The sequence below is a fragment of the Bradyrhizobium icense genome, assembly GCF_001693385.1.
In the GTDB taxonomy this organism is placed as follows: Bacteria; Pseudomonadota; Alphaproteobacteria; order Rhizobiales; family Xanthobacteraceae; genus Bradyrhizobium; species Bradyrhizobium icense.
The window spans coordinates 4,675,011-4,694,353 of the sequence record NZ_CP016428.1; the positions used below are offsets into that span (position 1 = coordinate 4,675,011).

Consider the following 19,343-nt stretch of genomic DNA (forward strand, 5'->3'; position numbering starts at 1 on the left):
AAATATCAGGCGTGCCTCGGCCATTCACCCTGCCGGTTAAGACAAGTTTTCGTTCCGCTGCGGACAAGCGGCGCGCGCGGCCATGGCTGTAGGCTCGACATCAGCAAGTGTCGGTCGCCAACACGGGAGGATGGGTGCAATGGGTCTGATTCATCAGAAATACAAGGTGGCGGTGGTTCAGGCGGCGCCGGTTTTTCTCGATCTCGATGCTACCGTCGACAAGACCATCAACCTGATAGAGGAAGCGTCCGCGAACGGCGCGAAGCTGATCGCGTTTCCCGAAACATTCATTCCCGGATACCCATGGCAGATCTGGCTCGGTGCGCCGGCCTGGGCGATCGGCCGCGGCTTTGTACAGCGCTACTTCGACAACTCGCTCGCCTTCGACAGCCCCCAGGCGGAAAAGATCCGTCAAGCCGTGAAGCGCGCCAAGCTAACGGCCGTGCTCGGGCTCTCCGAACGCGACGGCGGCAGTCTCTACATCGCGCAATGGCTGATCGGTCCGGACGGCGAGACCATCGCCAAGCGTCGAAAGCTGCGGCCAACCCATGCCGAACGTACCGTATTCGGCGAAGGCGACGGCAGCGATCTCGCGGTGCACGATCGCGCCGACGTCGGACGGCTCGGCGCGCTGTGCTGCTGGGAACACCTGCAGCCGCTGTCGAAATACGCGATGTACGCCCAGAACGAACAGGTGCATGTCGGCGCCTGGCCGAGTTTTTCGCTGTACGATCCGTTCGCGCATGCGCTCGGCCATGAGGTCAACAACGCCGCCAGCAAGGTCTATGCGGTCGAGGGCTCGTGCTTCTTCCTCGGCCCCTGCGCTGTGGTCTCGCAGGCCATGATCGATGAGCTCTGCGACTCTCCCGAAAAGCATGCCTTCCTGCATGCCGGCGGCGGCTACGCCGTGATCTACGGGCCCGACGGCAGTTCGCTGGCCGAGAAACTGCCGCCCGACCAGGAAGGCATTCTGTATGCCGACATCGATCTCGGGATGATCGGGGTGGCGAAGAACGCCGCCGATCCGGCCGGGCATTATTCGCGACCCGATGTCACGCGGCTGCTGCTCAACACCACGCGCGCCAACCGCGTCGAGCATTTCTCGCTACCCGTCGATGCCGAGGTCATGAGTGAAATCAGGCTGCAGGCCTGACGCGGTTCATTTTCCGAGAAGGAGAAGGCCCATGGAATCCGCGATCCCTGCGCATCTGCAAACTGCGCGAACGCGCCACCGCCGCGTCGGTGACGATTATGCGCCGCCCTACCCGTCCTTCGTGGCGCGGCACAAGCCAAGCGTGACGCGGGTGGTGATGGCCTATTTCGGTATCCAATCCCGCGGCGCGCTCCCGGCCGGCGCGGAACGAGCGTTGGCGCGGCTCGCTTCGGATTTCGCAGACGCCGATGGTCCGTCCCATTGGGACCGCGCGAGCTACATCGACGAGGCCGGTTTCACCAACGTCGTCACCGTGGCCTACTGGGACGAGCGGCAAAAATTCGATCGCTGGTTTCCGGCCATGCGCGAGCGCTGGACCGGTGAGCAACGAACCAACGACGGGTTCGGGACCTTTATCGAGGCGCTTTATCCTTCCGTGGAAGGATATGAGACGCTGTTCTCTTCGCTCGGAAGGCCCGAAGGCGTCGCCGTTCTCGCCGATGGCATGAGTGGCGAGGTTTTGGAGCACGCGTATTGGGGCGGCATGCGCGATCGCATCCCGCTGTCCCAAACCAGCGAGATGGCGGCTTCGGGCTCGGCCCGCGCGATCCGCGACGGCGCGCGCATCCGGATCGTCCCGCAGGACAATCTCTGCCTGATCCGCTCGGGCCAGGATTGGGGCGACACCGAGGCCGCCGAGCGCAAGATGTACCTCGGCGATGTCGAGCCGGTGCTGCGCGAAGGCATGGACTTCCTCCGCGACCAGGGACGAGCGATCGGCTGTTACGCCAACCGTTACATGACCGTCGTCGGCCCCGACGGCGCGACGGCCGAAAAGTCCTACGGCATGAGCTGGTGGAAGAGTCTGTCGGCGCTGGAGCGCTGGGCTGAATCGCACCCGACCCATGTCAGGATTTTCGGCGCCGCCATGAAGTACCTGTCGACTCTGGGACCGGCCGCAAAACTGCGGCTCTACCACGAGGTCACCGTCGCCCGCGCCGACGAGCAGCTTTTCGAATATGTCGATTGTCATCCGCAAACCGGAATGCTGAACGCGGTGCAGACGGCGGAGATGGCCTGAGGCTACAGCACCATCTGTGTCTGTGTGACAACCGCGACCAGCTTGCCGTCGTCAGTCTCCAGCCGCGTCTGCCAGACCTGGGTGCGGCGCCCGCGGTGCACCGGCGTTGCGGTCGCAATCACCGTGGACCCTTCCTTGGCGCCGCCGATGAAATTGGTCTTGCTTTCGATCGTGGTGGTGCCTTTGGCATCCTCGGGTAGATTGATGAAGGTCGCGGCAGCGCCGACCGAATCCGCAAAGGCCATGATCGCGCCGCCGTGAATGGTGTTCCGCAGCGTGCAAAGATCCGGCCGCACCAGCATCCTGGCGACCACCCGATCCATCCCGGCTTCCGTGAAGGTCACGCCCTTTAATTCAGCAAAAGGCATCTTCATCGACTGGATTTTTTCGAGCGGCGTCATTCGTCCTCCGGCTTTTCTTTGAAGTGATTTCCTGAACAGAATGGAGGCTGCCGGTAAATCAGGCAATGACCTCCCAGGTAATGTTGGCCGTGACATGGCGCGCGTAATTCGGCATATCGTCGGCATGCGCCAGTTCCCGCCCCGCCGGATCGTTTGCCTGACCGAAGAGACCGTCGAGACGCTGTATCTGCTCGGCGAACAGGACCGCATCGTCGGCGTCTCCGGCTATGCGGTGCGGCCGCCGCAGGTCCGCCGCGAGAAGCCGCGGGTCTCGGCCTTCATCTCCGCCGACATTCCGAAGATCCTGGCGCTTGAGCCGGATCTCGTGCTGGCCTTCTCCGACCTTCAGGCCGGCATCGTCGCCGATCTGGTGCGCGCCGGGATCGCCATCCACGTTTTCAACCAGCGCGACATCGCCGGCATCCTCGCGATGATCCGCACGCTCGGCGCCATCGTTGGCGCAGCGGAGCGCGCGGATCAACTCGCGAAGAACTTCGAAGACCGCCTCGCACGCATCGCGGCGACGGCCCGGCCCTCGACAAAACCAAAAGTCTATTTCGAGGAATGGGACGATCCGCTGATCTCCGGCATCGGCTGGGTTTCCGAACTGGTCGAGATCGCCGGGGGAGAAGACGCGCTGCCAAAACTGCGGTTTCAGCAGGCCGCCAAGGACCGGATCATCTCGCCCGATCTGGTGCGCGACACGGCCCCCGATGTGATCCTCGCATCATGGTGCGGCAAGAAGGTCGTGCCCGACCGCATCCGGCAGCGGCCGGGTTGGAGCGAGATTCCGGCGGTGCGCAACAACCGCATCGTCGAAATCAAGTCGACGATCATCCTGCAGCCGGGACCGGCGGCGCTGACGGATGGGCTGGATGCGATTGTGAAGGCGTTGTGGGGAGAGCCAACAATTTAACCGTCGTCCCTGCGAACGCAGAGACTCATAACCACCGGTGCCAATTGGGACAGAAGGGTCACTACCACCTCGCGCCATTGATGGGCCGCAGCGTATGGATCCCTGCGTTCGAGCCTGTGAAGGAATTGAGCTTAATGGGGGATGGTTGCCGCCACCGATATCGCGGCGGCGTTTGGTGGGCCGATCGGTTGATGCGGTTACCTCACTGGCTCTCTCCGGTGAACTCTGGTCACGTGGGTCTGCCTCGCAGGCGGTGCGCTGCCAGCAGGTTATTGGCGAGCGCATGCCAGAGCGCCACTGCCGCGGCCTTGATCAGGCCACGCACCGGAATGAAGCCGAAGCCGTGGTTTTTGAGGTTGGCGTTGATCCGCTCGATGAGCTTGCGCCGTGCGTACACGTCGGTGCCAGCCTGCGTCGCCATCCGACTGCGCCACTCTTTGACACTGTCAGGCTCGCGGGCCCGCTCTCTGGTCCGCCTGACAAGCGTCTCGGGTTTGACATCCTGACGGTCTGAAGGTGGCGGCGTATAGACCTTCACCGGTCCGGCGGCGTGCTCCGACAGAGTGGCGATGTCCTCGGCAGTCGCGTAACGGGTGTCGATGAGAAGCGTCTGTGGTGCTTTGCCGTAGCGCTTCACCAACTGATCCACCATCGGCATCGCCAAGCCGGCATCGTTGCGCCGATCCGTCATCTCTACTGCGACAATGATGCCTGGCCGGGGCACCACCGCGATCTGTGCATTATAGGCCGGACGAATGGCCCCGTCCGGAAAGCGCATCGAGCGCGCCTGCGGATCACTCAGCGAGACTTTCGGCTCAGACTTCTTCGCCTCGTCCTTGGCATGGGTCTTTTCTCGTTTCGCCTTCTCCGCTCGCATCCGCTCAAGCGCTGCCCGCGCGCGTGCAGCGCTTTCCTTCACTTCCCGAGACCCTCGCTCCTGCGCCGCCCGCTTGCGGCGCGAAGACGCCTCCGGATCGCTTTCGGTTTCCGCCTTGAGCGCCGCAAGCCGCCGCTCCACGGCAGCCTCAATACGATCAAGCCTGCTGCCGCTCTTGAACGATTCACGGCTGGCATTCGCTCGAACCTTGGTGCCGTCCACCGCAATCTCGGCCAGCGACACCACCCCTTCGGCAATCAACGCCGTCACGCTCTCCGTCAGGAGCCGATCGAGAACCTCCACATGCGCAACCCGGAAGTCCGCAAGCCCGTGGTAGTTGAGCGGTACCCCACCGGCGATCCAGCGGTACGCCGGATCATGCCGTGCAAGCCGTTCAAGTTGCCGAGCCGAACCTACTCCTTCGATCGTCGCATAGAGCCAAAGCGCCAACAGAACCGCCGGATCCGGCGGCGGGCGTCCAGGTTCCCCTTCACGGGCCTTGATCGCCTCGTAAAGCCGCGAAAGGTCCAAGCTCTCCACAAAACTCACCACAATACGGGCGCGATGGTCGCTCGGAACCAGAGCTTCCAAATCCACAAAGTCCCACTGCGTCTGCGTCCGATCAGCCCGAATAAACCGTGCGTCACTGGTCATCGAATAACCCCGTTCGATGCCAGTGAATCACAGCGCAACCGGCTGCTCAATCCTATTCCCTCACAGGCTCGTTCGCAGGGACGACGTGGCTTTGGCAGCGCTGCTACACCTTCTCCACTCCGCACCATTCCGCAATGAACAGCGCAGTGGCTTTCGTCGACTTCCGCAGCGAGTCCAGTTCGACATATTCGTTGAAGCCGTGCATCGCGGCACCCTTCGCACCGAAGCAGAGGCTCGGGATGTTGTAATTCAACCCGTAGAACCGCGTATCGGTCAGCGCGGTGAACGCGCGGTCCGGCACCGCGCCGCCATAGACGGCGTCGAACGCTTTTGCGAAGGCGGCTTCCGGCTCAGTCGAGTTCGTCAGCTCATACCCCTCCGACAAGAATCCCGACCATTCGACCTGCGGTGGGTTGTTGGAGAGGAAACGATGATCGCGCGCCGCCGCCGACACGCAGGCCAAAATCTCCTTCTGGCATTCGGCGATCGACCAACCCGGCAGGACCGCGATGCGGCAATCGACGTCGCACCAGGCCGGCACGCTGGAGGCCCAGTCGCCGCCCCTGATGATGCCGGGATTGAAGTTGAGCGGATGAGCGACCGCCTTGAAGTGGCGGTCTGCCTTGGCGCGTTCGTTCCAGTCGGTCTCGAGCTTCTGCAGCGCGTGGATCAGATGATACGCCGCCATGATCGCGTTGGCGCCGGCGCCGGCCTCGAACACGTGCACGGGGAAGCCGCGCACCTTCAGGCGAAACCAGATCACGCCGACCTGCGAGCGCACCATCGTCTCACCGGTCGGCTCCGGGATGAAGCAGGCGTCCGCGCGATAACCGCGCTGCAAGGTCGAGAGCGCACCGACGCCGGTACTCTCCTCCTCGATCACGGATTGAAAATGGATGCGCGCCGTCGGCTTCAGCCCTGCCGCCTTGATCGCATCCAGCGCATAGAGTGCGGCGATGGTGCCGGACTTCATGTCGCAGGCGCCGCGGCCGTACATCTTGCCGTCCTTGATAACCGGCGAAAATGGCGGCGTCTCCCACATGTCGAGGGGACCTGCAGGCACCACATCGCAATGGCCCTGCAGAATCAGCGATTTGCCTGAATTGTTCGGCGGCCGGTACGTGCCCACCACTGTCCGCGCCTTGGAAAAATCATGCTCGATCGGGCCGAAGCCGCGCAGCTCCTTCAGATCTTCCACATCGATATGCCAATCGTCGACCTCGTAGCCGCGTTGGCGCAGGAGATCGCCGATCATGTCCTGGCACGGCCCTTCCGCGCCGCGGGTCGAGGGGATCGCAACGAAATCCCGTGTCGTTGCCAGTTGCGCGTCAAAGCCGGCGTCGACGGCGTCGAGGATTCTTTGTTGCGTATCGGTCGTCATGCGGCAGCTCCAGTGGCGAATTCAAAGAGGGCGGGAGTGCACACCCTATCCCGATCTCAGCCGCCGGCGTAATGCGCAAAATGCGCATCCCGCAATGCATCTTCGAGCAGGCGGCCTTCCGAATAGCCGCTCAGCGAGGCCGGACGCTCGACGCCGTCGAGAAGACGCGGACAGGGTTCCGGCCGACCCAGCACCGTGCGAACCGGAATGCGCTCGGCATAAACAGGCAGTTCGTAGTCCTCGTCATCGTCGGCAACGCCCTTCGACCTGATTTTGGCGGACGCCTGCTCGATTTCCATCGCGACGACCGATGTCGCCTTGATCTCCTGCGCCGTGCTTTGCCGCAGGCTGGCGGTCCGATCGGGAAAGAACCGGTCGACCATGGCGACCAGCGCGCGCTCCTTCTCCACCGGATCGGTGACGAGATAGGCGGTGCCGAAGGCCATCACGGCGCGGTAATCCGCCGAATGGTTGAAACCGCAGCGGGCCAGCACCAGGCTGTCGAGATGCGCAACTGTGAGACAGACCCTTTGGCCCTCGGACTGGTTTCGCAGCATGCGGCTGGCGCTGCTGCCATGCCAGTACAGCCTGCTTCCCTCCCGCCAGAAGAATGTCGGCGTGCAATAGGGCTGGCCGTCGATCACGTAGGAGACGTGGCACAGCATCGAGGCGTCGAGCAGGCCGTGGACGGTAGCGTGATCGTAGAAGCCGCGATCGTGGCGGCGCTTCACCTGGTTGCGCGGCGATAACGGATACACGTCGGCAGTCACGGCTTCGGTCACGGCAGCTCCTGTTGGATCGGTAGCGGTCGTTGAGAGTTGTACCGGCCAATTTGGTCTGCGATAGTGCCAATTCCATGCGAAAAATTCCGACCAATTCTCCGCCGGCACGCCGCAAGGCCGAGCTCGCGCTTGATCTCTCCGGCCCCCACGTGACGCCGGGCGCCTCCTCCCAGCACCGGCTCTATCAGGCGCTGTGCCACGCCATCACGGGCGGGATCGCAAAGCCCGGCGAGCCGCTGCCGCCATCGCGCCTGCTGGCCAAGCAGACCGGCTTCCGCCGCAACGCCGTCACCTCGGCCTATGAGCGGCTGATCGCGGACGGTTTTGCGGTAGCCACCGTCGGCTCCGGCACTTTCGTCGCCGCGCGCATTCCCGCCCGCGTCCATGACGCACGAAGGACGAAGATCGCGATCGAAGCGCCGCAGCAGGGCCCGCTGGCGCTCGGCTGCACGCATATCGATGAAAGGGCGCTGCAGCGCTTCCGGGCGTTTGCCGGCCGGCGCATGCGCGCCTTCGGCAGCGAGCACCTTCAATACGGCGACCCCAGGGGCAGCCGCGAACTCCGGGCCGCGATCGCCGATCATTTGCTGTCGGCGCGTGGGCTGCGCTGCGATCCCGACCAGATCATGCTGACGTCGGGAACACAGCATGCGCTGCGGATCGTGCTGGGCGCGATCCTGAAATCCGGCGATCAGATCTGGTGCGAAGACCCCGGCTATCCTGCCGCACGAAGGGCGACCGAGCATTGCGGCCTGCGCGCCGTCTCGGTGCCGGTCGACGCCTCAGGCCTGATCGTGGCCATTGGCCGGGCCCTCGCGCCTTCGGCCGGCGCGGCCTATGTGACACCGTCGCACCAGTTTCCGCTGGGCGTGCAGATGTCGATGACGCGGCGGCTCGAGTTGCTCGACTGGGCCAGAGATGCGGATGCCTTCGTAATCGAGGACGATTACGACAGCGAATTTCGATACGACGGCGCACCATTGCTGTCGCTCGCCGGCATCGATCATCTCTCGCGCGTCATTTACATGGGCACGTTTGCAAAAACATTGTTCCCCGGATTGCGCATCGGCTACTGCGCGCTGCCCGAGCGCCTCGTCGGACCGGTGACGACCGCCCGTGCCGCGCTCGACCGTTTTCCCGGCACGCTGCTCGAAGGCGCCGTCGCGGACATGCTGAACTCCGGCGCGTTCGCGGCCAACCTGCGCCGGGTGCGCGGGATCTATCGCGAAGCGCGGGACGTGCTGGCCTCGACCCTGTCGGCGGCATCGGACGAGCGGCTGTCCGTGCCGGTTCCCTCGCAGGGACTGCACCTTGTCGCGCAATTCGATCCATCGACCGATCCGCTGATTGCCGCAAAGGCAAAGGCCGAGGCCGGTGTCGCGGGCTGGCTGCTGGCGGAAACCTATTTTCGCGCGCGGCCGTTGCCGGGCTTTGTATTGGGATTTGCCGGCCACAAGCTGCCGCATTTGATCGCGTCTGCCGAGCGGCTGGCGAAGTCATCGCTTGCCGCCTTGCAAGCAAGTCGCAAGCCGAGCAAGGGTGGAACTGGCAAGGTCAAACGGCTGAAGGCCGCAACCTGATGCCCTCGCCGGCCCGCGCTCTATCAGAATCGGGGCCGCGTCACTAAGCTCGAGATTCAAAATCAACTTCACGAACGGAAATGCCCGATGCCCGGCCATGGCAAACTCCCGTCTCTCGTCATCGGCGCCTTGATCGCAGCGGTGCTCGGCTGCGCAACGACGGCCCTCGCTCAGACGGTCTCGCGCGAGCAGGACATCGTCGACCTCAGACTCGGCCAGCGCGTCATGGTTGATGATGGATCGTGCCCGACGGGACAAATCAAGGAAGTCCAGGGGTCGCAAATGACGACGTCAGGCGTGCTCCGCACCCGCAAATGCATTCCGCGGCTGGGGACGAAGAAGCGCTAGCGGCGGCCGCCCGAGCTAGAACATGCCGTTGGTGTTGGCGGCCTTCTCCGGAATTTCCTGCACGACATCCCAGTGCTCGACGATCTTGCCGTTCTCCAGCCTGAAAATGTCGACAATGGCGCGGCCCCGCGTGCCCTTTTCGCGTACGCTGTGGACGTGCAGGATCACGTAGTCTCCGTCGGCAAAGGCGCGCTTGATCTCGCTGCGGGAGTCCGGAAACCTTTCACGCAAGAAGCCGAGGAACGCCTTGAAGCCTTCGATGCCGTCCGGCGCGGTCGGGTTGTGCTGGATATAGTGCGGCCCGAAAAACTTCGCCGCGGCGTCAAAGTCCTTCCGATTGAGAGCCGCATCGTAAAACTCGAGCACGGCCTTCTTATTGGCCTCCTGCGCCGCGGCGTCGGCAGCGAGCGCCGGAGATATGGCAAGCGACAATAGGCCGATCAGGCCGATAAAAAGAGATCGCATGACAGCTCCTTTGTGCAATCGGTCTCGATACCAAGCCTAACCTACCAGCTTCCGTATTTGACGACGACCCCGCGCCACAGCGCATCGCGCTCGCGCGCCAACGACTCCTTGCCGACGCTGGCATTCCTCGCCGCGGCCGCAGCGACAGGAGGGGAGGTTCGAGTAGCTGTGACGCAGTAGACTTAAGGGCTTCTGCGGAGAATATTTGCTAAGCCGCGCTTACTGGTTCGTCGCCGGCTCGAACATGCATTGCAGCGTCGGCTTGGCGATCTTGGTGAAGGTCGGGCCGATCTCGGATTGCTTCGACGCCGGCACCCACGCGCTTTCGATCGTCGGCACTCCGGTCTCGCTGATGCCGCGCAGCAACGCTGCGCGCAAATCGGCATCTTCCACGGTCGCCGCGGCATAGTCGTGCAGGCAGCCGCAAACACTTTCGGGATGCGCCCAACGTCCGACCATATGGGGCGCGCAGAGCCGCACGAACTCGCCGCGCGGATCAGGGACCTTGAAGATCGAACGGAAAGAGGTCTGCGGCGGCTGAAACTGGACTTGAACTTGGACCTGAGCTTGGGCCTGCGCTGCGCCGCTGAGAAGGGAGGAAGACAGGATTGCTGCAGAACAGATACGTGCGAGCATACAGGGCCTTTATCGGCGAATTTCTTGCAAAGGATCCGCCAGGCTCACTTGGCGGCCAGCACCATCGGCTGAGATGCCGCAGCCGCAACCGGCGAACCGTTATAGGCGAAGGTACCGATCCCCGGCAGGCCCTGATCCGAAGAACCAGCCATCGAGGGACCAGCCAGGATGAAGGCCAAGGCGAGGATGAAGCTGGTGGTCCGCATCTGACCGTCTCCGGTTGTCAGTGGCCGGCAGTGTCCGCCGTCTCGTTGGTCATCTGATAGCCATCGGCTGTTTCCGCACATCTGCGCCAAAACGAAAAATGGTTTCGTGGGACGGGAGAATTGTTTCGTGGGCCTTGTCGAACGAAACAATAGCGGGAAAAGTCCAATGAATTCAGCCGGAGCGCTCGTGCTTGAGATGCTCAGGCTGAACCTCGCAAGCGGCCATTGGAGCCGCGTTGGCCCTCGTCCAATGGACGAGAACCGCCTCGCTTGCTGCCAGATCGGATGAACCGACGTTTCGATCCGGCCGACTCAACCGAACGCCACGCAACTTTCCGCGTGCCTATGCGTTGTGACCCTTCCTCAACAAAAGGACAGCAGTCGTGGGTGATGGCAACAGTGCAACCCCGACCCGCAAACCCGGCCAGCCGGCGGTTGAAAATTGGTCTGGAAGTTCCGGCTCCGAAGGGCGGATCGATCCTTCCCCGAAGACAGCGCGCCAAGGAAAAGCCTCAGAGCATCCTGTGGGCCTTTGCGGCGCGATGTCGCAACAAGGCGGCGAATTTCGCGGCAATGTGTCGGCGCCGCAGAAATTCGTGCACCTCGTCGGCTGCCGCGACCGCAAGGTCGGGCCCGGCCCGGAGGCCCGCCAATATTCCAATCCGCTCAAGCGGTAAGCCCGAAGCCCTCATCCCGGATCCAATTTGAATCCTGGCTGGCATCGGACTTACTGGATGAACTCACCGCATTTCTGAACCGCGGCCTCAGTGGCTCCCCAGGGCATGATCGGCACCGAGGAGGTTGAGTTTTTGGGTGAACCTTCGATCAGCTTGTCCGAATAGACCATGTAGACCAGCACGTTGCGCTTGGCGTCGCAGCCGCGAACGATCTGCATCTTCTTGAAGAACAGCGAGCGGCGCTGCCGGAACATGTCGTCGCCCTGCTCCAACTTGTGCTTGAACTTGATCGGGCCGATCTGGCGGCACGCCAGCGAAATGTCCGAGACTTCCTCGGCGAGGCCGAGCCAGCCCTTGAAGCCGCCCTTTTCCGGCACCGTGAAGTGGCAGGCCACTCCCTCGACCTCGGGATCGTCGACCGCGTAGGTCGCGAGCTTGTCGTTGGGGCTCAGCCATTTGAAGACCGTCGAGCGGCGAAAGATCAGGTCGGGCTCGTCCGCGGCCGACGCCGGACCTGCCTGCCACATGGTCAGCGCGAGCACCACCAAGGCCAGACTTCTCCACCTCTTGTCACACTTAACGATGGCCTTGGATGTCATTGATATCTCCGCTGAAGGGCTCGCCGCCTATGTAGTGGCAGAAAGCCGCACAGGAAGGCGGCAGGAAGATTTGGAAGGCCGCAGTACCGCCTTATGGATGGCGTCAGATCGAGCAGGCGCCGTTTAACGGATTGTGAGGCTTTTTTGCTACGATTGGGGCGAAAAGCGCTGCAATTAGAAGGCCTATGCTGGTGAACGCTTTTCGCCTCTGCGACAACAAACGGATCAGCAGGACGGTAGATACGAGTATCCGGATTTGAGGATTATGCGCGTGAGCGGGTATCGGTTTTTCAGTGCGAGTACTGCGGGCGCGACAATTTCGAAGCAGCGATTTTGGCAGATTGCGATTTTGACCGCGGCCGGCACCGTCGCCGTCGCTCCCCAGGCCGACGCCGCCGCCATGTTCTACTGGCAGGATTCAGACTCCGGCTATTATTACCGGCCGATGCCGACGGTGCAGCCGCGCAAGCCGAAGGTGCGCCGGCCGTCAGCCAAGACCGAGGCGGTCGTCAAGGAAACCAACGCCAAGCCGCAGGGGCCACTGATCATCGCGGTTTCGATCGAGCAGCAGAAGGTTCGCGTCTACGACGCCAATGGGCTGTTCGCTGAAAGCCCGGTGTCGACAGGCATGAAGGGTCATTCGACCCCGATGGGCGTGTTCAGCATCATCCAGAAGCACAAGATGCACCGCTCCAACATCTATAGCGGCGCGCCGATGCCTTACATGCAGCGCATCACCTGGTCGGGCATCGCGCTACATGCCGGCGTGTTGCCCGGCTATCCGGCGTCGCACGGCTGCATTCGCATGCCAACCGCCTTTGCCATGAAGATGTGGAACTGGACCCGGATGGGGGCGCGCGTCATCATCACGCCCGGCCAGATCACGCCTGCCAGTTTCTCGCACCCGTTGCTGGTGGCGCAGAAAGTCGTGCCGCAACCGCTCATCGCCGATGATCCGACGACCGACGCGCCCGCGGTGAAGGGCGACAAGGGCGCGGACGCAGGCCGTGCGGAGCCAAGCCTCGAACTCCGATCGACCGTCGGCCACGCGGCGCCGTTGCGCGATCACACCCACACAGCGGATGCCGGCAGCGCACTGCCGACGAGCGCCGTCGTGACCATGTCCGACGCAACGCCGCCTGCAGCCCGGGTCGTCCAGCCCGTCGGCGATACGTCGAGCGCGGAGGCAAAGGCGGACGCGTCGAAATCCGAGCCAGCTATCTCGGCACCGGGCGAGCCCACGACCGCAGCGGTTGGCAATGTGGAGCCAGCCAAAGTTGAGGCGCCCAAGCTCGAGCAGACCAAAGCCGCCGACGGGCCTGCCGAGCCCGTCAAGGCGGTCGCTGATACACCGGTCGCGCCGGCCGTCGCGCCTGAGGTCAAGAAGGATACCGCGCGTCTGCCCGGTGCGGACAAGGCTGCCAGAGCCGAACCACCCAGGCGTCCCGGCCAGATTGCGGTGTTCGTCAGCCGCAAGGACTCCAGGCTGTACGTCCGCGAGAGCTTCAAGCCGCAGTTCGATTTGCCGGTGACGATTGCGCCGAGCGACCGGCCGCTGGGCACCCATGTGTTCACCGCCAAGGTCGACAAGACCGATCCCAACCTGTTGCGCTGGTCGGTGGTCTCGCTACCGGTCACAGCCCGCAACGCTGCGCGGATCGATAACACCGATCGTGCCGCGCGGCGCGGCAAGACGGCCGGCGCAGCGCCCGCCGAGGCACAACTGTTGTCGGCGGCGAACACTCCGGCCGAGGCGCTGGACCGCATCACCGTCGCTCCCGAGGCGATTGCGCGGATCGCCGAGATGCTGACCACCGGCAGCTCGATCGTGGTGTCCGATCACGGCATCAACACGGGTGGCGAGACCGGCGAAGGCACCGATTTCATCGTCCCGCTCCGCATGGTCCAGCCATAACGGCTTGTTGAGGGGCGGAGGCCCGCGTATTGCGCTATGCTCGGTGCGGTTGAACCGCAGCCCGAGGCTTTTCATGATGGACCGCAGGAGCATGATATCAGCAGCGCTAGCCGCGGTCGCGGGCATGGCGTCGAGCAGGCAATCCCTGGCGCAGGCCGCCATGAGTCGGATCACGGCTTACGCGTTTTCGTTTCCGGCATTGGCCGGCGGCGATATCAGGCTTTCCGAGTTTGCCGGCCGGCCCATCCTGATCGTCAACACCGCTTCGCTCTGCGGCTTCACCCCGCAATATGGCGGGCTGCAGGAACTGTGGACCGAGTTCGGTGGCCGCGGGCTGATGATCCTCGGCGTTCCCTCCAATGATTTCGGCGGCCAGGAGCCGGGTGGCACGACCGAAATCACCGCGACGGCACAAAATCACCACGTCACTTTTCCGATCGCCGCAAAGGCCGTCGTCAAGGGACCGAACGCGCATCCGTTCTACAGATGGGCGGCGGAGGCGCGACCGAAGGAAGTTCCGCGCTGGAACTTCCACAAATACCTGATCGGCCGCGACGGCTACATCGCCGACGTCTTCCCGGAATCCATCGAACCCGTAGATACACGGGTAAAAACCGCCATCGCGCGGGCATTGGCCGCTTCCTGAATTAACCGGTTCGGGGACAAATCCGCTGCGTGTGATCGCAACGGTTGCATTGGCGCGCCTGCTCCAACTAGGCTACTGTGCGTCGCGGAATGGAGGCAGACCGGGACGACGGCAACGCCACCGACCGGGTGCGGGATTCTAATTTGGGGAAAACAGGATGCGTATTGGGGCGGGGGTGATCTTTGCAGGCGCGGTTTCGCTGTTGGCATCGAGCGCGGCGTGGTCGCAGGTGCCACCCGCTAAAGGTATAGCCGCGTCTCAGGCAGCAGCGGCACCAGTTCCCGCTCCGCCGCCAGCGCCTGTCTCGACCCGTCCGCCTTGCAACAATCCGAACGCGCTCGGCATCGGCCGCACCGTCGAGATCGACACGACCGGCGGTCCTGGCTTCGGCTTCGAGCATTTCAAGGAGCTCGACTTCCTTCGCGACAAGGAGGTGGTGCTGACCTTCGACGACGGCCCGTGGCCGGTGAATACGCCTGCGGTCCTGAAGACGCTCGCGGAGGAATGCACCACCGGCATTTTCTTCCCGATCGGCAAGCACGCCACCTACTATCCCGAAATTCTCAGGCAGGTGATGGCGGCCGGCCATTCGATCGGATCGCACACCTGGTCGCATGCCGCGCTCGTCAACAAGAAGCTGAACGAGCAGCAGCGCAAGGACGAAATCGAAAAAGGTTTTAGTGCCGTGAAATGGGCACTCGGCGGCAAGGCGCCGGCGCCGTTTTTCCGCTTCCCCGCGCTGCAGCACCCGCCGGAGATGGTCACCTATCTCGGCGACCGCAACATCGGGATTTTCTCGTGCGACCTCGATTCCTTCGACTTCAAGGCGAGCAAGGCGCAGACGATCATCGACACCGTGATGCGCAAGGTCGAGAAGAACGGCAAGGGCATCATCCTGATGCACGACTTCCAGAAGCACACCGCGGAAGCCCTGCCCGAGCTTCTGAAGAAGCTGAAGGCCGGCGGCTACAAGGTGGTCGCGATGCGTGCCAAGACGCCGGTGCAGACCATTGCGCAGTATGACGAAGACATCGTCAAGGATCTGAAGCTGCCGACCGTGAGCTCGCGCCCGGTTTCCAGCGTCGTCCAGACGGTCTCGGAATAGTAGTGGCGCGACGCAGGCCCGTGCCGGCGCTGCGTATCGAAGGCTATGTCATCGTTTCCGCCGACGGCATGTTGGCGGACGCCCAGAACGTCATGCCGGACGAATTGAAGTTCGAGGGCGACAAGGCGTTTTTCACCGCCGCCCTCGACCGCGCCGACCTGATCCTGCACGGCCGCAATTCCTATGAGGACCAACCGAATTCGCCGCGGCGCAAGCGGATCATCCTGACGCGCAAGGTCGAAGCGATTGCGCCCGATCCGACCAATCTAAAAGCCACGTTGTGGAATCCCGCGGGCGCATCATTCGAAGCCGCCTGCCATCATGCAGGCGTGGACACCGGCACCGTCGCCGTAATCGGCGGCCCCGGCGTGTTCGGTATGTTCATGGGCCGCTACGACGTGTTCTGGCTCTCGGTGGCACCGCATGTCCGCCTTCCCGCCGGCGAGCCTTGCTTCCCCGGCGTGCCGGCGCGTTCGCCGCAGGAAATCCTCGGCGCGCACGGACTGCACGCCGGCGAGCCGCAGATGCTTGATGCAACGCACGAGGTCACCGTCACGCCGTGGCGGCGCGGCGCTTAAGGCGTCATTCTTTCGTCCAATCAAGCCCCACTGCAAACCCGGCCTCCGCCAGAGACTGCTTGACAGCGCGCGGGCGTGGTTCCAACCTGAAAAGAAAAAAGAAAAGCACACATTACATCGGGAGGACCACAACATGTTGAGGCGCGCTTCAACCATGCTTGCAGCGGTGACTCTTGGGTTCGTCACTGCTTTGACCGGGCCGGTTCAGGCCCAAACCGCCGAAAAGCCATTAGTGCTGAAGGGTCAGTCGACCCACCCGGCATCCTCGAACTTCCATCTCATCTTTAAGCTTTGGGCCGAGACCGTCGAAAAGATGACGGCCGGACGCCTCAAGATCGAGACGCTGCCGGCGGGAGCGATCGTGCCCCCGTTCGAGGTGTTTGACGCCACCTCCAAGAACGTTCTCGATGTCGGCATGGGACCGTTCGGCTATATCCTCGGCCGCAATACCGCGACGATACCGATGTCGCACGGTCCGCTGTACGGCATGGACGGCTCGGACTACTGGGCCTGGTACTATGACGGCGGCGGCATGAAGCTGCTCGACGAGTTCTATCGCGACGTCCTCAAGCTGAACGTCGTCGGCTTCCCGATCCCGACCGATTACCCGCAGGGGATGGGCTGGTTCAAGAAGGAGATCAACAGCCTGGCCGACCTCAAGGGCCTAAAGTACCGGATTTATGGCATCGGCGCGGAGACCTACGGTCGGCTCGGCGTCTCCGTCGTCACCATTCCCGGCGGCGAGATCGTGCCCGCGATGGAGCGCGGCGTGATCGAGGGCGCCGAGTGGATCAACTGCGAGGAAGACAAGAAGCTCGGCCTCCACCAGGTCGCCAAGCACTACTACACGCCGGGTATGCACGAGCCGGTCACCGGCGGCCAGTTGATGATCAATGGCGACGTCTGGAAGAAGCTCACGCCGGACCTGCAGGAGATTATCAAAGTGGCGAGCGTCTATGCCACGACCACGCGCAATTTCGCCTTCAATCGCGAGACGGCGCACGCTTGCCAGGAACTGATCAAGGCGGGTGTCCAGATGCATCGCACACCCGACGAGGTCCTGAAGAACTTCCTCGACGAGTGGGAGAAGATCCAGGCCGAGCACGCGGCAAAGAACCCCTTCTACAAGAAGGTCATCGATAGCCAGAAGGCCTATGCCGAACAGATCGTGCCGTTCAAGCTGTCCTGGTTCCCGCCGTACAATTTTGCCGGCGAGTACTACTGGAAGAACAAGATCTACCTGACCAAGAAGTGATCTCTCTTGCCGCATGAAGCGGAGGTGCTGGTGTCCGTACCGCCGGACGCCAGCACCGTATGAAGAGGAGTGATCATGTCGGCGGACACCAGCAGTGCTTCGGTCCCGGGCAATCCGGGCGGCGAGTTCCCGCGCGCCTTTTATGAGATCATACGGGCGATCGACCGCTTCACCGACGTGACCGGCAGGCTCATTGCTCTAACAATGCTGTTTCTGATGGTGACGATCTCGTACGAGGTCGTCATGCGCTACGGATTCAACGCGCCGACCGTTTGGGTTTATGAGTCGAGCTTCATGGCCAATGGTTCGGCCTTCATGCTCGGAGCCGCATATGCGCTGTTGAAAGGCGCACACGTTCGCACCGACATCTACTGGGAGAATTACTCGGAGCGAAAGAAGGGCGTCGTCGACCTGATCTCCTACTTGTTATTTTTTTATCCGGCCATGATCACGTTCATGCTGATCAGCATTGACGACGCCTTGCACTCCTATGACACCGGCGAGCGCTCTCAGGAAAGCGTTTGGCGCGCGATCATGTGGCCGTTCCGGGCCACGATCCCCCTGGCAGCCCTCCTTCTCATGATCCAGGGCGTCTCCGAGGTCCTGAAGTGCTGGTACCAGGTCCAGTTCGGCCGCGAGTTCGTGCACAGGGAAAAGATCGAGATATGACCGGGCTCGAGCTCCTCGGACTTGTCATGCTCCTTGTGATGCTGGGAGCGATCTTCATCGGCCTGCCGATCAGCTTCACGCTGCTATTTCTGGCGCTGATGTTCGGCTACGTCGGCATGGGCGAGCGGGTCTTCAACCTCGCCTACCTCCAGACCATCGGCCTCATGAAGCAAGACGAACTCGTCGCAGTTCCGATGTTCATCCTGATGGGGTTCGTCTGCGATCAGGCCGGACTGATGGAGCGACTGTTCAAGGCGTTCCGCGACCTGTTTGCCCCGATCAATGGCGCACTCTACGTGGTCGTCATCCTCACGGCGACGCTGTTCGGCATCGCCGCCGGAACCGTCGGTGCGACGGTTACACTCCTCGGCATCATGGCTGGGCCGATGATGATCCGGGCGGGTTATGACGTGCGCATGTCGGCCGGCGCAATTGCGGCCGGCGGCACGCTCGGCATCCTGATCCCACCGTCGGTGATGCTGGTCGTCATGGCGCCCGTGCTGGATATCTCGATTATCGATCTCTATGCGTCCGCCTTCGGCCCGGGTTTCCTTCTGTCCGCCATGTTCATTGCCTACACCTTGATACGCTCTCACTTCAATCCGAAGCTCGGCCCGCCCGTGCCGATCGAGGACCGGCCCGATTCGATGCGGATCGTGCTGTGGGAGTGTCTGGTCGGTCTTGTGCCGGTTACAGTCCTGACGATCGTTACGCTCGGTGCCATCCTCGCCGGAATCACAACGGCCGCAGAGGCCGCGGCGCTTGGCGCACTGGGGTCAATCGTGCTCGTCATTGCCTACGGCCGGTTCTCGTGGCGCGGATTGCTGGATGCCTGCTACGGCACACTTGCAACGACCAGCATGGTGCTCCTCCTCGCGGTAGCCTCCAACGTGTTCGGTTCGGTCTTCTCATGGCTCGGCACGGCAACCTGGATGACGAACGCCTTGCTGGCCTCGCCGTTGCCGGCCTGGGGCACCATGTCCCTGCTCCTGGGCCTGATCTTCCTGCTCGGCTGGCCATTCGAATGGCCGGCCATCGTGTTCATCTTCCTGCCGATGCTGGCCCCGGTGGCCAAGGGCCTGGGCTACGACATGGTCTGGTTCGGTTGCCTCGTCGCGGTCGTGCTGCAGACCGCCTTCCTGTCTCCGCCGGTCGCCATGTCCGCCTATTATCTTAAGCAGGTCGTCAAGGAGTGGAACCTGAGATTGATCTACCGCGGCATGGCCGACTTCATGGTCATCCAGTGCGTCTGCGTGGTCCTGGTGCTGGCCTTCCCGGCGATCGCAATGTGGTTCCCGCAATGGCTGCAGGCGCGCAGGATGGCAGCGCGCACTGCGCAGATCGAATACGTCGCGCCGCCGCAGAATGCGGCCGCAGCGCTCGATGGCCCACGTGTTGCGATCCGGAATTTCTGACCGC

At 62.9% G+C, this 19,343-nt stretch carries 21 protein-coding genes; 13 read left to right on the forward strand and 8 right to left on the reverse strand.

What is annotated here, in order from left to right; genetic code table 11:
• Positions 1-139: 139 nt before the first annotated feature.
• A complete protein-coding gene (locus LMTR13_RS22135; protein ID WP_065729672.1) occupies positions 140-1,153 on the forward strand; it encodes a carbon-nitrogen hydrolase family protein in 1,014 nt (337 codons plus the stop codon).
• Positions 1,154-1,184: 31 nt separating this feature from the next.
• Positions 1,185-2,234, forward strand: a complete 1,050-nt coding sequence (locus LMTR13_RS22140; protein ID WP_065729673.1) for a phenylacetaldoxime dehydratase family protein — start codon at positions 1,185-1,187, stop codon at positions 2,232-2,234.
• Positions 2,235-2,236: 2 nt separating this feature from the next.
• On the opposite strand, the gene LMTR13_RS22145 is transcribed toward LMTR13_RS22140, so the two are convergent.
• A complete protein-coding gene (locus tag LMTR13_RS22145) occupies positions 2,237-2,635 on the reverse strand; it encodes a PaaI family thioesterase (RefSeq protein ID WP_065729674.1) in 399 nt (132 codons plus the stop codon).
• A gap of 124 nt (positions 2,636-2,759) precedes the next feature.
• Here LMTR13_RS22145 and LMTR13_RS22150 point away from each other — a divergent pair, with 124 nt between their 5' ends.
• Positions 2,760-3,551 carry a cobalamin-binding protein gene (locus LMTR13_RS22150; RefSeq protein WP_065732885.1) on the forward strand — a complete coding sequence of 264 codons (792 nt, stop codon included), beginning with the start codon at positions 2,760-2,762 and terminating at the stop codon, positions 3,549-3,551.
• A gap of 229 nt (positions 3,552-3,780) precedes the next feature.
• Here the strand turns inward: LMTR13_RS22150 and LMTR13_RS22155 are convergent, their stop codons facing one another.
• The 3 genes from LMTR13_RS22155 to LMTR13_RS22165 all read right to left on the reverse strand — a co-directional run bounded on the left by LMTR13_RS22155 (position 3,781) and on the right by LMTR13_RS22165 (position 7,245).
• Positions 3,781-5,082: an IS1182 family transposase gene (locus LMTR13_RS22155; RefSeq protein WP_065729675.1), complete on the reverse strand. Its 1,302-nt coding sequence runs from the start codon at positions 5,080-5,082 to the stop codon at positions 3,781-3,783.
• 103 nt (positions 5,083-5,185) lie between these two features.
• A complete protein-coding gene (locus LMTR13_RS22160) occupies positions 5,186-6,463 on the reverse strand; it encodes an ArgE/DapE family deacylase (protein WP_065729676.1) in 1,278 nt (425 codons plus the stop codon).
• A gap of 56 nt (positions 6,464-6,519) precedes the next feature.
• Positions 6,520-7,245, reverse strand: coding sequence for a pyridoxamine 5'-phosphate oxidase family protein (locus tag LMTR13_RS22165; RefSeq protein ID WP_065729677.1), 726 nt, complete (start codon positions 7,243-7,245; stop codon positions 6,520-6,522).
• Positions 7,246-7,319: 74 nt separating this feature from the next.
• Between LMTR13_RS22165 and pdxR the strand changes: the two genes are divergently transcribed.
• Positions 7,320-8,825 (forward strand): MocR-like pyridoxine biosynthesis transcription factor PdxR, encoded by a 1,506-nt coding sequence (gene pdxR, locus LMTR13_RS22170; protein WP_065729678.1) that lies wholly within the window; start codon positions 7,320-7,322, stop codon positions 8,823-8,825.
• 87 nt (positions 8,826-8,912) lie between these two features.
• Positions 8,913-9,173, forward strand: coding sequence for a DUF6719 family protein (locus tag LMTR13_RS22175; protein WP_065729679.1), 261 nt, complete (start codon positions 8,913-8,915; stop codon positions 9,171-9,173).
• A 15-nt stretch (positions 9,174-9,188) separates the two neighbouring features.
• On the opposite strand, the gene LMTR13_RS22180 is transcribed toward LMTR13_RS22175, so the two are convergent.
• The 3 genes from LMTR13_RS22180 to LMTR13_RS41795 all read right to left on the reverse strand — a co-directional run bounded on the left by LMTR13_RS22180 (position 9,189) and on the right by LMTR13_RS41795 (position 10,480).
• A complete protein-coding gene (locus tag LMTR13_RS22180) occupies positions 9,189-9,638 on the reverse strand; it encodes a nuclear transport factor 2 family protein (RefSeq protein WP_083219131.1) in 450 nt (149 codons plus the stop codon).
• 219 nt (positions 9,639-9,857) lie between these two features.
• A complete protein-coding gene (locus LMTR13_RS22185; protein ID WP_065729681.1) occupies positions 9,858-10,274 on the reverse strand; it encodes a hypothetical protein in 417 nt (138 codons plus the stop codon).
• 44 nt (positions 10,275-10,318) lie between these two features.
• A complete protein-coding gene (locus LMTR13_RS41795; protein ID WP_197520884.1) occupies positions 10,319-10,480 on the reverse strand; it encodes a hypothetical protein in 162 nt (53 codons plus the stop codon).
• Between the two features lie 542 nt (positions 10,481-11,022).
• Here LMTR13_RS41795 and LMTR13_RS43170 point away from each other — a divergent pair.
• Positions 11,023-11,157 carry a hypothetical protein gene (locus LMTR13_RS43170; RefSeq protein WP_257784715.1) on the forward strand — a complete coding sequence of 45 codons (135 nt, stop codon included), beginning with the start codon at positions 11,023-11,025 and terminating at the stop codon, positions 11,155-11,157.
• A 50-nt stretch (positions 11,158-11,207) separates the two neighbouring features.
• On the opposite strand, the gene LMTR13_RS22190 is transcribed toward LMTR13_RS43170, so the two are convergent.
• Positions 11,208-11,684, reverse strand: a complete 477-nt coding sequence (locus LMTR13_RS22190) for a CreA family protein (RefSeq protein ID WP_236843488.1) — start codon at positions 11,682-11,684, stop codon at positions 11,208-11,210.
• Between the two features lie 421 nt (positions 11,685-12,105).
• Between LMTR13_RS22190 and LMTR13_RS22195 the strand changes: the two genes are divergently transcribed.
• The 7 genes from LMTR13_RS22195 (at position 12,106) to LMTR13_RS22225 (ending at position 19,339) form a co-directional block, all read left to right on the forward strand.
• Complete coding sequence (locus LMTR13_RS22195; protein WP_335622029.1) at positions 12,106-13,671, forward strand: L,D-transpeptidase family protein; 1,566 nt, start codon at positions 12,106-12,108, stop codon at positions 13,669-13,671.
• 73 nt (positions 13,672-13,744) lie between these two features.
• Entirely contained in the window at positions 13,745-14,317 is a 573-nt protein-coding gene (locus LMTR13_RS22200) for a glutathione peroxidase (RefSeq protein ID WP_065729684.1), read from the forward strand.
• Positions 14,318-14,474: 157 nt separating this feature from the next.
• Entirely contained in the window at positions 14,475-15,422 is a 948-nt protein-coding gene (locus tag LMTR13_RS22205) for a polysaccharide deacetylase family protein (RefSeq protein WP_065729685.1), read from the forward strand.
• 68 nt (positions 15,423-15,490) lie between these two features.
• Positions 15,491-16,000: a dihydrofolate reductase gene (locus LMTR13_RS22210; protein WP_065732886.1), complete on the forward strand. Its 510-nt coding sequence runs from the start codon at positions 15,491-15,493 to the stop codon at positions 15,998-16,000.
• A 133-nt stretch (positions 16,001-16,133) separates the two neighbouring features.
• A complete protein-coding gene (locus tag LMTR13_RS22215) occupies positions 16,134-17,255 on the forward strand; it encodes a TRAP transporter substrate-binding protein (RefSeq protein ID WP_197520885.1) in 1,122 nt (373 codons plus the stop codon).
• 75 nt (positions 17,256-17,330) lie between these two features.
• The gene (locus tag LMTR13_RS22220) at positions 17,331-17,924 is read left to right on the forward strand and encodes a TRAP transporter small permease subunit (protein WP_065729687.1); all 594 of its coding nucleotides are present in this window, start codon (positions 17,331-17,333) and stop codon (positions 17,922-17,924) included.
• On the forward strand, positions 17,921-19,339 hold the full coding sequence (locus LMTR13_RS22225; RefSeq protein WP_065729688.1) for a TRAP transporter large permease: 1,419 nt from the start codon (positions 17,921-17,923) through the stop codon (positions 19,337-19,339). The genes LMTR13_RS22220 and LMTR13_RS22225 overlap by 4 nt, the downstream gene beginning before the upstream one ends.
• The last annotated feature ends 4 nt before the right edge of the window (positions 19,340-19,343 follow it).